Origin of the sequence: Kitasatospora griseola, assembly GCF_014648555.1 — a bacterium.
In the GTDB taxonomy this organism is placed as follows: domain Bacteria; phylum Actinomycetota; class Actinomycetes; order Streptomycetales; family Streptomycetaceae; genus Kitasatospora; species Kitasatospora griseola.
Genome location: NZ_BMRI01000008.1, coordinates 90,345 through 104,448, shown reverse-complemented (window position 1 = coordinate 104,448; position 14,104 = coordinate 90,345). Strand labels below are relative to the sequence as shown.

Below are 14,104 nucleotides of genomic sequence, written 5' to 3'. Positions count from 1 at the left end.
CGTCGGCGGAACCGGAGAGCAGGAGGAGGCAGGACGCGATGGTGAAGGCATTCGGGTTCGTCGCGTACGGCGGGCCGGAGCAGCAGCAGTTCCTGGACCGGCCGCTGCCCGTGCCCGGCCCGGGCGGGGTGCGGATCGAGGTCAGGGCGGCCGGCGTCAACCCGGCCGACTGGAAGAAACGCGAAGGCTGGTTCGGGACGGCCGCCGAGCCGCCCCTGGTGATGGGCAGCGAAGCCGCGGGCGTGGTGACCGCCGTGGGGGACGACGTGGACGCCTTCGCCGTCGGCGACGAGGTGTTCGGCATCGCCCCCGGCGGGGCGTTCGCCGAACAGGTGCTGCTGTCGGCCCGCGCCACCGCCCGCAAACCCCCCACCGTCGGCTTCGACCAGGCCGCCGCCCTGCCCGTCGCCGCCGCCACCGCCTACGACGCGCTCCGGCAACTCGACCTGCACTCCGGTGAGACCCTGCTGATCGTCGGCATCTCCGGCGGCGTCGGCAGCGCCGCCACCCAGATCGCCCGCGCCCGCGGCATCACCGTCCTCGGCACCGCCGGAGCCGGCAGCGCCGACCACGTCCGCTCCCTCGGCGGCACGCCCGTCCGCTACGGCGACGGCGTCGCCGACCGCCTGCGCGAGGCCGCCCCCGACGGCGTCGACGCCGTCCTCGACCTGGTCGGCGGCGCCGCCGTCCGCGACGTCGCCGGGGCGCTGCGCCGACCCGGACGGCTGGTCTCCACCGCCGACCGCGCCACCATCGAGGACCTCGGCGGCGCGTACGTGAAGCGCGACGGCACCGCCGCCGTGCTCACCGCCCTCGCCGACCTGGTCGCCGCCGGGACGCTGAACGCGCAGATCAGCGCCAGGTACCCGCTGGAGCACGCGGCCGAGGCGATCGCCGAGGTCGAGTCCGGACACGCCCGCGGCAAGCTGATCCTGGAGATGAACCGCCCGTGAAGACCACCGACTCGAAGCCCGGCGCGCCCTGCTGGGTCGAACTGTCCACCAAGGACCCGGTCGCGGCCAGGACCTTCTACCACGAACTGTTCGGCTGGCGCACCGAGGCCGTCCCCGAGGAGAAGGCGATGGGCTACACCCGGCTGTACGTCGGGGACCGACTCGCCGCCGGCCTGGTCGGGTTGATGAAGGAGGGCCAGCCCACCGCGTGGAACATCAGCTTCCACGCCCCCGACGTCGACGCCACCGCGGAGAAGATCACCGCCGGCGGCGGCAGCCTGATCGTCCCGCCGACGGACGCCCTCGACTGGGGGCGGTTCACCGTCGTCCGCGACCCCGCCGGCGCGGTCTTCTCCGCCTGGCAGCCCCGGAACCGGCGCGGCTGTGAGGTGATGAACGAACCCGGCTCGCTCGGCTGGATCGAACTCGCCACCCGCGACCCGCGGGGCGCCGTCGTGTTCTACCGCGAGGTCTTCGACTGGACCGTCACCGTCGGCGAGATGTACACCCAATTCGGCCTGGGCGGGCGGGACTTCGGCGGCATGATGGACATGGCCGACCAGTTCCCGCCCGAAGTCCCGCCGTACTGGATGCCGTACTTCGCAGTCGCCGACGTCGACCTGAGCGCCGAACGCGCCGCGCTCCTCGGCGCCACCGTCACCCTGCCGCCCACCGACGTCCCCGACGGCCCGCGCCTCGCCGTGCTGCGCGACCCGCAAGGGGCGGCGTTCGGCATCCACGTGGCGTACGAGGAGAGCTGAGCTCGAACAACTCTGCGATCCGGCAGGGGAGTTCGGGCTCCCGGACGACGGCGGGTCGGCGGGCGGCGCGGGCGGCACGGGAGCCGAGCACCGCAACGCCCGGAGTCGGTAGGGGAGTTCGGGCTCCCGGACGACGGCGGGTCGGCGGGCGGCGCGGGCGGTACGGGAGCCGAGGACCGCAACGCCCGGAGTCGATAGGGGAGTTCAGACCCGCGCCGACGGCAGGTCGGAGGACGGCGGGGCGGCCGGAGCGGACGGTCGGCGGCGCTCGCGCAGCCGGGGCAGCAGGCCCGCCGCCCCGGCCGCCGCCGTCACCGCCAGCGCCGACAGCGGCACCCAGTCGCCCAGCCGGACGTACCACGTCCGGGCCGTCGGATCGGCCCGCGACAGGTGGACCGTCACCGCGCCCGACTCGCCCGTGGTCAGCCGCGCCAGCCGGCGGCCCTGCGAGTCGTACGCCACCGACTCGCCCGTCAGCGCCGCCTGCACCACCGGGCGGCCTGTCTCCGCCGCGCGGATCGCACCCAGCGAGGCGTGCTGCGCCGGCGCCCAGGTGGACTGGAAGGTCGAGGTCGCCGACTGGTAGACGATCAGCTCGGCGCCCTGCCGGGACGCGGTGCGCGACATGTCGGGGAACGCCGACTCGAAGCAGATCAGCGCGCCGACCGGCAGCGGGCGGCCGCCCTGGCCCACCACCGGCAGCAGGTGCACCGAACGGCCCGGGGCCCGGTTCTCGCCCGCCGCCGAACTCACCCCCGCGATCCAGCCCAGCAGCGGACGCAGCGGAATGTACTCGCCGAACGGCACCAGCCGGATCTTGCGGTACCGCGCCACAATGCCCGAGGAATCCACCAGCACCGCGTCCTTGGAGATCCGGCCGTCCGCCTTCCGGGCGTCCTCGCCGACCAGCAGCTGCGCGCCCGTCGACTGCGCCAGCGCGGTCAGCCGGTCGAGGGTGGCGCCGTCCCGGTCGAGGTCGGCGGTGGTGGAACTCTCACCCCACACCACCAGGTCCACCGGGCGGCCCGCCAGCGAGCGGGTGATCCGGACGTTCGCCTCCAACCGGGCCCGCTCGTCCGTGGTCTGGCCCGCCTGCACCAGCGCCACCGACGCCGAACCGCGGGTCGCCGGCGCGGGCTGCGCGGCGAACGCCACCGGGCCCGACACCACCGCGACCAGCGCGGTCGCCGCCGCCAGTGCCCGCAGCCGCACCTCGCGGGCCAGCACCAGCAACGTCAATGCCGTGTTGACCGTGACGAGGGCCCAACTCACCAGCCACACCCCGCCGACCGAGGCCAGGCCGAGCACCGCCGGATGCTCCCACTGGGACGCGCCCAGCAGCGCCCACGGCCCGCCCAGCGCATGCCAGGACCGGGCGAACTCGGCGCTCACCCACACCGCCGGGACGACCACCAGCGCCGCCGCCGACCGGCGGAGCGTCAACTCGCCGTGCAGCAGCCACCACACCGCCACGCCCACCGGCGCCTGCAGCACCCCGAACACCACCGCCAGCAGCGGCAGCGCCGGGCCGATCGACGGGATCAGCCAGTACATGGCGGTCAGGATGAACCCCGCGCCGAACCACCAGCCGCGCACCGCGGCCTCGCGCGCCGTGCCCGCCGCCCGCATCAGCAACAGCCCCGGCACCAGCGCCACCCAGGCCAGGGCGGCCAGGCCGGCACCCGGGAACGTCAGGACGGGCAGCGCGCCCGCGACCAGCGCGCCGTAGCGCGCCGGGCGGGTCAGGGCGGTTCGCAGGCTCATGCGGAAATTGTCCGCCCGGGCGGGCCGGAAGACACCCCTTCGCGATCATCGGCACGTCAAGTGTCGTCCGACGTTCACCTCCGGCCCCGGCCGGGGCCCGACGTTCACCTCCGGCCCCGGCCGGGGCCCGACGTTCACCTCCGGCGTGCGTCGGGACCCGGCCCGGTTTCGAGCCTCGGCCCGGTGGCGGGCTCCGCCGTCACTCGCCTTCCAGGTCGCCCTCGGTCTCCAGGAAGACCTGCCGCAGCTCGGCCAGCAGCGCCGGGTCCGGCTCCGCCCACAGGCCGCGCTCGGCGGCCTCCAGCAGGCGTTCCGAAATGCCGTGCAGGGCCCACGGGTTGGCCTCGGCGAAGAACTCGCGGTTGACCGGGTCGAGGACGTACTCCTCGGTGAGCTTCTGGTACATCCAGTCCGCGACCACGCCGGTGGTGGCGTCGTAGCCGAACAGGTAGTCCACCGTCGCGGCCATCTCGAACGCGCCCTTGTAGCCGTGCCGGCGCATCGCCTCCAGCCAGCGCGGGTTCACCACCCGGGCCCGGAACACCCGGGCCGCCTCCTCGGTGAGGGTGCGGGTGCGCACCGTCTCCGGGCGGGTCGAGTCGCCGATGTACGCCGCCGGGCTGCTGCCGGTCAGCGCGCGCACCGTGGCCACCATGCCGCCGTGGTACTGGAAGTAGTCGTCGGAGTCGGCGATGTCGTGCTCGCGGGTGTCGGTGTTCTTCGCCGCCACCGTGATTCGGCGGTAAGCGCTTTCCATCTCCTCCCGGGCCGGTCGCCCGTCCAGGTCCCGGCCGTACGCGTAGCCACCCCACACCGTGTACACCTCGGCCAGGTCCGCGTCGGTGCGCCAGTCCCGGCTGTCGATGAGCTGGAGCAGGCCCGCCCCGTACGTCCCCGGGCGGGAGCCGAACACCCGGACGGTGGCCCGGCGTTCGTCACCGTGCTCGGCCAGGTCCGCCTGCACGTGGGCGCGGACGAAGTTCTGCTCCGCGGGCTCCTCCTGGCGGGCCGCCAGCCGCACCGCGTCGTCCAGCAGCGCCACCACGTGCGGGAAGGCGTCCCGGAAGAAACCGGAGATGCGCAGCGTCACGTCGATCCGGGGCCGGCCCAGCTCGGCGAGCGGGATCGCCTCCAGGCCGGTGACCCGGCGCGAGGCGTCGTCCCAGACCGGCCGGACGCCCAGCAGGGCGAACGCCTCGGCGATGTCGTCGCCGGCGGTGCGCATCGCCGAGGTGCCCCACAGCGACAGGCCCACCGACGGCGGGAACTGGCCGTCGTTGTCGGCCCGGTACCGCTCGATCAGGGAGGCGGAAAGCGCTTGCCCGGTCTCCCAGGCGAGCCGGCTCGGCACCGCCTTCGGGTCCACCGAGTAGAAGTTCCGACCGGTCGGCAGCACGTTGACCAGCCCGCGCAGCGGCGAACCCGACGGCCCGGCCGGCACGAACCCGCCCTGCAGCGCGTGCAGCACCGCGTCCAACTCGTCCGTGGTGGACGCCAGTCGCGGCACCACCTGGGCGGCCGCGAAGGACAGCACCTCGGCGACGGCGGCGGGCAGACCGGCCGCGACCTTCGCCACCGCGGCCGGGTTCCAGTCCTCGGCCTCCATCGCCTCCACCAACGCCCGCGCCTGCGCCTCGGCGGCGTCCGTCGCCCCCAGCGTCAGCGCCGCCTCGTCCAGGCCGAGCGCCTCCCGCAGCCCCGGCAGCGCGCTGACGCCACCCCAGATCTGCCGCGCCCGCAGGATCGCCAGCACGATGTTGACCCGGTCGGCGCCGCTCGGGGCCTGGCCGAGCACGTGCAGGCCGTCGCGGATCTGCGCGTCCTTCACCTCGCACAGCCAGCCGTCCACGTGCAGCAGGAAGTCGTCGAAGCCGTCGTCCTCCGGCCGCTCGTCCAGACCGAGGTCGTGGTCCAGCCTGGCGGCCTGGATCAGCGTCCAGATCTGCGCCCGGATCGCCGGCAGCTTCGCCGGGTCCATCGCCGCGATGTTCGAGTGCTCGTCCAGCAGCTGCTCCAGGCGCGCGATGTCGCCGTACGAATCGGCGCGGGCCATCGGCGGCACCAGGTGGTCGACCAGCGTGGCGTGCGCCCGGCGCTTGGCCTGGGTGCCCTCGCCCGGGTCGTTCACCAGGAACGGGTAGACCAGCGGGAGATCGCCGAGCGCCGCGTCCGGACCGCACTCCGCCGACAGCGCCGCCGTCTTGCCCGGCAGCCACTCCAGGTTGCCGTGCTTGCCCAGGTGCACCACCGCGTGCGCACCGAACCCGCCGTCCTCCTGCGCCGCCGCGATCCAGCGGTACGCCGCCAGGTAGTGGTGGCTCGGCGGCAGGTCCGGGTCGTGGTAGATCGCCACCGGGTTCTCGCCGAACCCGCGCGGCGGCTGGACGAGGACCAGCAGGTTGCCGGAGCGCAGACCCGCCAGCACGAGGTCGCCGTCCGGGTTCTGCGAACGGTCCACGTACAGCTCGCCCGGCGCCGGACCCCAGTGCTCCTCCACCTGCTCGCGCAGCGCCGCCGGGAGCGTGGCGTACCAGCGCCGGTAGTCGGCGGCCGGGATGCGCACCGGGTTGCGGGCCAGCTGGTCCTCCGTCAGCCACGCCTGGTCGTAGCCGCCCGCCTCGATCAGCGCGTGGATCAGCGCATCGCCGTCGTGCTGGTGCTCGGTCTCGGTGTGCAGACCGGGCACGCTGTCTCCCAGGTCCATGCCCTCCGCGCGCAGCCGCTCCAGCAGCCGGATCGCCGACGCCGGGGTGTCCAGGCCGACCGCGTTGCCCACCCGGGCATGCTTGGTCGGATAAGCGGACAGGACCAGCGCCAGGCGGCGCTCGGACGCCGGAGTGTGCCGCAGCCGGGCGTGCCGCACCGCGATGCCCGCCACCCGCGACGCACGTTCCGGGTCCGCCGCGTACACCGTAAGCCCGTCCTGGTCGACCTCCTTGAAAGAGAACGGAACGGTGATCAGCCGGCCGTCGAACTCCGGGACGGCGACCTGCGTCGCCGTGTCCAACGGCGACAGCCCGTCGTCGCTGCCCTCCCACTGCGCCCGCGACCAGGTCAGGCACAGCGCCTGCAGGATCGGCCGGTCCAACGCCGCCAACGCGCCCGCGTCCCAAGCCTCTTCGTCACCACCGGCCTGGGCGTCGGCCGGCCGGGTGCCGCCCGCTGCCAGCACCGTCGTCACGATCGCGTCGGCCGCGCCCAGCTCCGCCAGCAGCTCCGGCTCCGCACCGCGCAGCGACGCGCAGAAGTACGCCCGGGCCTGCGCGCCCTCCGCCTCGATCGCCCGGCAGAGCGTCTCCACGAACGCCGTGTTGCCGCTCATGTGGTGCGCCCGGTAGTACAGCACCGCGACGGAAGGCCCCTTTGACGAGTGCACGGTGCGCTCCAGCGGACCCCAGGACGGGGCCGACGCCGGCGGCGCGAAACCGTGACCGGTCAGCAGCACCGTGTCCGACAGGAACGCGCCCAGCTCCGCCAGGTTCGCCGGACCGCCGTGCGCCAAGTACGCGTGCGCCTCCGCGGCGATGCCCGCCGGGACCGTCGACAACTCCATCAACTGGGCGTCCGGCGCCTGCTCGCCCGTCAGCACCACCACCGGACGCGACCCCGCGAGCAGCGCGTCCAGACCCTCCTGCCAGGCCCGGCGCCCACCCAGCAGCCGCACCACCACCAGCTCGACGCCGTCCAGCAGTTCGGGCAGCCCGGCCGGATCCAGCCGGGCCGGATTGCCCCACCGGAACCGCACCGGACCGTTCGACGCCCGGGCACTCAGCAGGTCCGTGTCGGACGTGGACAGCAGCAGGATCATGCGAAAGCCCTCCCGGGCGTCTCGGACAGCGCGGACAACCCGGTCGTGGGAGCACAGGTGCGATCGAGGACGCGGAAGAGCCCGACGGGGACAGAGCCCACGGGCACCCGCCAGGATGCGGGCATGCGACAGCGCATGGCACGGACCTTCCTCGGGGTCCTCGCCCCGGGCAGTGGAGGACGGCCGGAGTTCCTGGCTCCCACGGCTCACTGAGCCGCGGTCACAGTGGCGGGACCGCACCGGATTCTCACCGGACTTCCTCCGCTGTGCCGTCGCTGGCAGCGGACACCCCGAAAGGCGCCCGGGACGCCTCGAAAGGCACCCGCCAGCATCGTACGGGTTGACGGCGCATCGGGGGAGTGTGACCTGCGACGCGCCCCCGATCCGATCCGCGCCGACCCCGGAACCCCGCGCTGAGCTGGGCATTCACCGGGCCCACGACATCGGGGGCAGACACTCGGGGCAGTGGCGCGACCCGCCGCCATGGGTATGCTCGCCGCCATGCCACCCACACCCGACGCCTTCGCGGCACCCTTCGTCGGGCCCGACCGAGGCCGCGCCGACGCCTGCCCCGGCGCGCTCCGCCTGCACCTCGCCGAGGACGGCCACCTCGCCCGACTCCGGCTGCCGGGCGGCTACTTGACGCACCGTCAGCTACTGGCGCTGGCCGACGCGGCCGACGCACTCGGCGACGGCGAGGTCGAGATCACCTCCCGCGGCAACCTCCAACTGCGCGGCCTGCGCGAGCAGTGCGCCGCCGACCTCGCCGAACGGCTGCGCACCGTCGGCCTGCTGCCCTCCGACACCCACGAACGCGTCCGCAACATCGCCGCCTCGCCCCTGGCCGGCCTGGACGGACGCGGCCGATCCGACGTCGATCTGCCGCACTGGGTACGGGAGTTGGACGCCGCTCTGTGCGCCGCGCCGTGGGCCGCCCAGCTCTCCGGCAAATTCCTGTTCGCCCTCGACGACGGCCGCGGCGACATCGCCGCCCTCGACGCCGATGTGACCTTGATCGCAGTCGGCGACGGGCGCGCCCTGCTGCGCCTCGGCCGCGCCCGCACCGGCACCGTCGTCGACCGCCCCGTGCCCGCCGCGCTCGCCGCCGCCCGGCACTTCCTCGACCTGGCCGCCGGACGCGCCTGGCACCTGCGCGAAGTGCAGGCCGAGCTGCCCGACGGCGAGGTGGCGCTGCCGCGCTTCGCCGGCGAACGGCCGCTGCTGGGTGCGGTCGGTGACGCCGCCTCGGTCGGGCTGCGGTTCGGGCGGGCGAGCAGCGCGCAGTGGCGGCTGCTGGCGGACGCGCTCGGACCGGACGGTGCGGGTGGCGGCGGAGGCGGGAGCGTGCGGCTCACCCCGTGGCGCGGCGTCGTCGTGCCCGGGGCCGGGGCCGAGTGGCTGCCGCGGCTCGCCGACGCGGGCTTCCGGGTGGAGTCCGGCGGCCCCTGGGAAGGCGTCAGCGCCTGCACCGGCCTGCCCGGTTGCGGGAAAGCGCTTGCCGACGTCCGTGCGCAGGCCGCCCGTGCGATCGCCGCCGCCCCCGCCGAAGGCCTGCCCGTGCACTGGTCCGGCTGCGAACGCCGCTGCGGGCACCCCGCCGGACGCTGGGTCGACGTGCTGGCCACCGCCACCGGACACCGCGTCACCGTGGACGGCCGCGTCCGCGAGACGACGTGGCCGGGAGCGTCCGGGCCGGGGACGGCGGGGGAGGACACGGCCGGGAACGGCCCGACCGGGGACGGCCCGACCGAGAACGACACGACCGAGAACGACACGACCGAGAACGACCTCGCCGAGGCAGTCGCCGAGGCGCGCAATGCCGACTGGCGGAGGACCGCATGATCGACTACGAGAAGGACGGCGCGGCCATCTACCGCCAGTCCTTCGCCACCATCCGCGCCGAGGCCGACCTCGCCGCGCTGCCCGCCGACGTGGCCCAGGTCGCGGTCCGGATGATCCACGCCTGCGGCATGACCGACCTGGTCGAGGACCTGCTGTGGTCGCCGAACGTGGTCGCCGACGCCCGGCGCGCCCTGCACGCCGGTGCGCCGATCCTGTGCGACGTCAACATGGTGGCCAGCGGGGTGACCCGCAAGCGGCTGCCCGCCGACAACGAGGTGATCTGCACCCTCACCGACCCGTCGGTGCCCGAGTTGGCCCGCGCGATGGGCACCACCCGCAGCGCCGCCGCGATGGAACTCTGGCTGCCCCGCCTGGAGGGCGCCGTGGTCGCCGTCGGCAACGCGCCCACCTCGCTGTTCCGCCTGCTGGAGCTGATCGAGGCCGGTGCGCCCCGACCCGCCGCCGTGATCGGCGTCCCGGTCGGCTTCATCGGCGCCGCCGAGTCCAAGCAGGCCCTGGCCGAACACCCGGCCGCACTGGAACACCTGGTGGTCCGGGGCCGCCGGGGCGGCAGCGCGATAGCCGCTGCCGCAATCAACGCGATTGCGAGCGAACAGGAATGACGGACCGTCAGGAAACCTCTCCGGCGATCACCGGCCGGCTCTACGGCGTCGGCGTCGGACCGGGCGACCCGTCGCTGATCACGGTGCGTGCCGCCGAACTCATCGGCCGGGCCGACGTCATCGCCTACCACTGCGCGCGGCACGGCCGTTCGCACGCCCGGGCCATCGCCGAGCGCTATCTGACGGGCGGTCAGCTGGAGGAGCGGCTGATGTACCCCGTCACCGTGGAGACCACCGACCACCCCGGCGGCTACCGGGGCGCGCTGGACGACTTCTACCAGGAGGCGTCGGAGCGGCTCGCCGCCCACCTCGACGCCGGGCGCACCGTCGTTGTCCTCGCCGAGGGCGACCCGCTGTTCTACGGCTCGTACCAGCACATGCACAAGCGCCTCGCACACCGCTACCCCACCGAGGTGGTGCCCGGCGTCACCTCGATCAGCGCCGCCGCCGCCCGCCTGGGCACCCCGCTGGTGGAGGCCGAGGAGGTGCTGACGATCATTCCCGGCACCCTGCCGGAGGAGGAGCTGACCGCGCGCCTCGCCGCCACCGACTCCGCCGTCGTCATGAAGCTCGGCCGGACCTTCCCCACCGTGCGCCGCGCCCTGGAACGGGCCGGACGCCTGGACGAGGCCCGGTACGTCGAGCGCGCCACCATGGACGGCGAACGCACCGGCCTGCTCGCCGAGATCGACGCCGACAGCGTGCCGTACTTCTCGGTCGCCGTGCTGCCCAGCCGGGTCGCCGCCCTCGACTCCGACGGGCAGCCGTTCGAGGCGCTCGCGGCCCCGGCCGAACAGCCGTCGCAGACCGGCGAGGTGGTGGTGGTCGGGACCGGCCCGGCCGGGCCGCTGTGGCTGACGCCCGAGGCGCGCGGGGCGCTCGCCGGCGCGACCGACCTGGTCGGCTACACCACCTACCTGGACCGGGTGCCGGTCCGCGCCGGGCAGGTCCGGCACGGCTCCGACAACAAGGTCGAGGGCGTACGCGCCGAATTCGCCCTGGAGTTGGCGCGTCGCGGCCGCCGGGTCGCGGTCGTCTCCTCCGGCGACCCTGGCGTGTTCGCGATGGCCACCGCCGTCCTGGAGGCCGCCTGCGAAGACCCCTACCGGGACGTCCCCGTGCGCGTCCTGCCGGGGATGACCGCCGCGCACGCCGCCGCGTCCCGGGCCGGTGCGCCGCTCGGCCACGACTACGCGGTGATCTCGCTCTCCGACCGGCTCAAGCCGTGGGAGGTGATCGCCCGTCGACTGCGCGCCGCCGCCGAGGCCGACCTGGTGCTCGCGCTGTACAACCCCGGCTCCAAGTCGCGCACTACGCAGGTGGGTTCGGCGCGCGACCTGCTGCTGGAGTACCGCGACCCGGCGACCCCCGTGGTGCTGGCCCGGGACGTCGGCGGCCCCACCGAGCGGGTCCGCACCGTCGCGCTGGCCGAACTCGACCCCGCCGACGTCGACATGCGCACCCTGCTGCTGATCGGCTCCACCCAGACCCAGTGGGTGCAGCGCGACGGCGGGCGCGACGTGGTGTGGACGCCGCGCCGCTACCCGGAGGCCTGACGCTCCGTCAGTTCCGCCAGTTCGTTCAACCCGCCAGCTGGCGCAGCCAGTCGACCGCCCCGGCGACGTCCGGGGCGGTCTGCACGCCCTGCGGGGCGGCCGGGCGCTGGACGACCACCACCGGCAGGCCGAGCTCGCGGGCGGCGGTCAACTTGGGGGCGGTGGCGGCGCTGCCGCTGTCCTTGGTGACCAGCACGTCGATGCGGTGCGCCCGCAGCAGCTCGCGCTCGCCGTCGAGGGTGAACGGCCCACGTTCCAGCAGGACTTCGACCGCCGTGGGCATCGGCGACACCGGCGGCTCGACCGAACGCGCCAGGAACCACAGGGCGTTCAGGTGCGCGAACGCGGCGATGCCCTGCCGTCCGGTGGTAAGGAACACTCGGGCGCCCAGCGCGGGCAGCGCCTCGGCCGCGGCGGCCAGACTCGGCACCGGATGCCACCGATCGCCGTCCTGCGGCAGCCAGCTGGGACGGCGCAGCGCCAGCAGCGGCGTCCCGGTCTCGGCGGCGGCCAGGGCCGCGTTGCGGCTCATGGTCTCGGCGAACGGGTGCGTGGCGTCGATCAGCACGTCCACCCGGTGCCCGCGCAGCCAGGCCGCGAGCCCGGCCGGGCCCCCGAACCCGCCGATCCGCACCTCCCCGGCGGGCAGCCGCGGCTGGGCCACCCGCCCGGCCAGTGAACTCGTCACCCGCAGAGCCCGGTCGGCGGCCAGCACCTCCGCCAGCCGACGGGCCTCACTGGTACCGCCGAGGATCAGGACGTGCATGGCGGACTCCCGGAGCCGACGCGATTCGGACACACCACCCTAACCGGGGCCGCCCGCACGCCGAGAGGCCCCCGGCGGTTCGGCCGGGAGCCTCTCGTGGGTGGCCGCGGCGGTCGGCCGGAGCCTGCTGCGGCAGCGGCGTCAGTCGGTGACGACGGCCTGGGCGTCGATCTCCACCAGCATGGGCTCCTGGGGGAGTTCGACGAAGACGGTGGTTCGGCACGGCTTGACGCCGCCCGGCTTGACGTTCTCGTCGATGAACGCGGCGTAGACCTCGTTCATCAGCGGGAAGTCGGCACGCTTGGTGAGGTAGACGCGGAACATCACGACGTCCTCGATGGTGGCGCCGCCGGCCTCGACGATGGCCTTGACGTTCTCCAGAGTGCGGCGGGTCTGGGCCTTCACGTCGCCGTGGTGGAGGTACTCGCCGGTGGCCGGGTCCTGCGGGCCCTGGCCGGAGACCTGCAGGATCGGGCCCTTGCGGACGCCCTGCGAGAACATCCAGGCCGGGGCGGGGGCGCCGTCGGTGCGGATCTCGGTCTTGTCGCTCATGTGCGGTGCTCCAAAAGGAAGATGACGATGCGTCAGGAGATATGCCCGCGGGCGGGGAGGCCCGCGTCGGCGGAGATCGCCCGGGTGCAGGCGAGCAGTTGGGGGAGCAGGTCGAGGACCTGCTCGTAGGGGAGGACGACGTCCGGGACGGAGATGGACGCGGCGGCGACCACCCGGCCGGAGGCGTCCCGGATCGGCGCGGCCACACAGTTGATGAACGCCTCGTGCTCGGCGTGGTCCTGCGCCCAGCCCTGCGCGGCGACCTGCTCCAGTTCGGCGAGCAGCGCGTGCGGGCTGGTGATGGTGTTGGGCGTGTGGACGGTGAACTCGATGGTGTCCACCACCCGGCGACGCTCGACCGGCGACAGGTCGGCCAGCAGGACCTTCGCCACGGCCGTGTTGTGCAGCGCCGCGCGCAGCCCGATCCGGGAGTACATCCGCACCGGGTGCCGCGAGTCGTACTTGTCGATGTAGACCACCTCGCCGCCCTCGTACGCGGCCAGGTGCACGGTCTGGCCGGTCGTCGCGTTCAGCTCCGCCAGGTGCGGGGCGGCGGTGCGCCGTATGCCGCGCTGCTCCAGGGCGAGGCTGGACAGCGCGAACAGGCCCGCGCCCAGGTGGTAGCGGTACTGGGCGTCGCGGTAGACGAACCGTTCCTCCTCCATGGTCTGCAGCAGCCGCAGCACGGTGGTCTTGTGCACGCCGAGGAGGTCGGCCAGCTGGTCCAGGGAGCGTTCGCCCTCGCCGAGTTCGGCGAGCAGGCGCAGGGCGCGGGTGACGGTCTGGCTCATGGGTGTCCCGATGTTCCGAGGGTTTCGAGGGCTTCGGGGAGGTTACGGGTTCCGGCGTCCGCGGGGGAGGCGGGTGCGGCGGAGGCGAGCGCGGGGGAGGTGATGCCGGACGCGGAGATCCGGGTCGCGGACCAGTCCCGCTCATCGGCGGCGAGCAGCGCGGCCACCGTGCGGGCGTCCGGGAGGGTGCCGTGGTCGGCGGGCGCGGTCAGCGCGCTCGCCGCCGCCAGGTGGCCCAGGCGCAGCCGGGAGCGCTGGTCGAGGCCGCGCAGGGTGCCGGCCAGGTAGCCCGCCGCGAAGGCGTCGCCCGCGCCGGTGGGCTCGACCACCTCGACGTGCAGGGCGGGCTCGGTGACCGAACCGCCGTTGCGGTCGAGCGCGGTGACGAGGTGTCCGGAGTCCTTGACGACCAGCACGGAGGGAGTGGGAAAGCGCTTTCTGAGTGCGGTCGGGTCGCCGGTGCCGAACGCGTCCTCGGCCTCGTCCGCGCCCAGCAGCAGCACGTCGGCGGCGTCCAGCAGGGCCGGGAGCACCGACGGGTCGCGGCTGCGCCACAGCGCGGGGCGCCAGTTGAGGTCGAAGGAGACGAGCCGGCCGGGGCGGCGGCGGGCCAGCAGGGCGCGGACCAGCTCCAGGCAGTCGTCGGAGAGGGCGGGGGTGATGCCCGTCAGGTGCAGCAGCGGGGCGC

At 74.5% G+C, this 14,104-nt stretch carries 11 protein-coding genes and 1 riboswitch; of the genes, 5 read left to right on the top strand and 6 right to left on the bottom strand.

Going from position 1 to position 14,104, the window contains the following annotated elements; all coding sequences use genetic code 11:
- Window positions 1-38: 38 nt before the first annotated feature.
- Both IEZ12_RS12860 and IEZ12_RS12855 read left to right on the top strand, forming a co-directional pair.
- Entirely contained in the window at window positions 39-953 is a 915-nt protein-coding gene (locus IEZ12_RS12860; protein WP_189272162.1) for an NADP-dependent oxidoreductase, read from the top strand.
- Window positions 950-1,714 carry a VOC family protein gene (locus IEZ12_RS12855; protein ID WP_189272161.1) on the top strand — a complete coding sequence of 255 codons (765 nt, stop codon included), beginning with the start codon at window positions 950-952 and terminating at the stop codon, window positions 1,712-1,714. The genes IEZ12_RS12860 and IEZ12_RS12855 overlap by 4 nt, the downstream gene beginning before the upstream one ends.
- 204 nt (window positions 1,715-1,918) lie before the next feature.
- Here IEZ12_RS12855 and lnt read toward each other — a convergent pair whose 3' ends face one another.
- Window positions 1,919-3,478, bottom strand: coding sequence for an apolipoprotein N-acyltransferase (gene lnt / locus IEZ12_RS12850; protein WP_189272160.1), 1,560 nt, complete (start codon window positions 3,476-3,478; stop codon window positions 1,919-1,921).
- Between the two features lie 199 nt (window positions 3,479-3,677).
- Window positions 3,678-7,286 carry a cobaltochelatase subunit CobN gene (gene cobN / locus IEZ12_RS12845; RefSeq protein WP_189272159.1) on the bottom strand — a complete coding sequence of 1,203 codons (3,609 nt, stop codon included), beginning with the start codon at window positions 7,284-7,286 and terminating at the stop codon, window positions 3,678-3,680.
- 177 nt (window positions 7,287-7,463) lie between these two features.
- Window positions 7,464-7,594: riboswitch (cobalamin riboswitch) on the bottom strand.
- Between the two features lie 193 nt (window positions 7,595-7,787).
- Between cobN and IEZ12_RS12840 the strand changes: the two genes are divergently transcribed.
- From IEZ12_RS12840 to IEZ12_RS12830, 3 genes are read left to right on the top strand one after another with little or no spacing between them, the layout of a single operon-like run.
- Window positions 7,788-9,128, top strand: coding sequence for a ferredoxin-like domain-containing protein (locus IEZ12_RS12840; RefSeq protein ID WP_229847485.1), 1,341 nt, complete (start codon window positions 7,788-7,790; stop codon window positions 9,126-9,128).
- Window positions 9,125-9,751, top strand: coding sequence for a precorrin-8X methylmutase (locus IEZ12_RS12835; protein WP_100584798.1), 627 nt, complete (start codon window positions 9,125-9,127; stop codon window positions 9,749-9,751). Before IEZ12_RS12840 ends, IEZ12_RS12835 begins: the two co-directional genes overlap by 4 nt.
- Window positions 9,748-11,307, top strand: a complete 1,560-nt coding sequence (locus IEZ12_RS12830; protein ID WP_189272158.1) for a precorrin-2 C(20)-methyltransferase — start codon at window positions 9,748-9,750, stop codon at window positions 11,305-11,307. The genes IEZ12_RS12835 and IEZ12_RS12830 overlap by 4 nt, the downstream gene beginning before the upstream one ends.
- A gap of 25 nt (window positions 11,308-11,332) precedes the next feature.
- Here the strand turns inward: IEZ12_RS12830 and IEZ12_RS12825 are convergent, their stop codons facing one another.
- From IEZ12_RS12825 to IEZ12_RS38320, 4 genes are all read right to left on the bottom strand, one after another.
- Entirely contained in the window at window positions 11,333-12,073 is a 741-nt protein-coding gene (locus IEZ12_RS12825; RefSeq protein ID WP_189272157.1) for a cobalt-precorrin-6A reductase, read from the bottom strand.
- Between the two features lie 141 nt (window positions 12,074-12,214).
- Window positions 12,215-12,625 (bottom strand): RidA family protein, encoded by a 411-nt coding sequence (locus IEZ12_RS12820; RefSeq protein ID WP_043911358.1) that lies wholly within the window; start codon window positions 12,623-12,625, stop codon window positions 12,215-12,217.
- A gap of 32 nt (window positions 12,626-12,657) precedes the next feature.
- Window positions 12,658-13,416 carry an IclR family transcriptional regulator gene (locus IEZ12_RS12815; RefSeq protein WP_189272156.1) on the bottom strand — a complete coding sequence of 253 codons (759 nt, stop codon included), beginning with the start codon at window positions 13,414-13,416 and terminating at the stop codon, window positions 12,658-12,660.
- On the bottom strand, window positions 13,413-14,104 hold a 692-nt coding region (locus IEZ12_RS38320), incomplete at its 5' end, for a PfkB family carbohydrate kinase (RefSeq protein ID WP_229847484.1). The genes IEZ12_RS12815 and IEZ12_RS38320, both read right to left, overlap by 4 nt.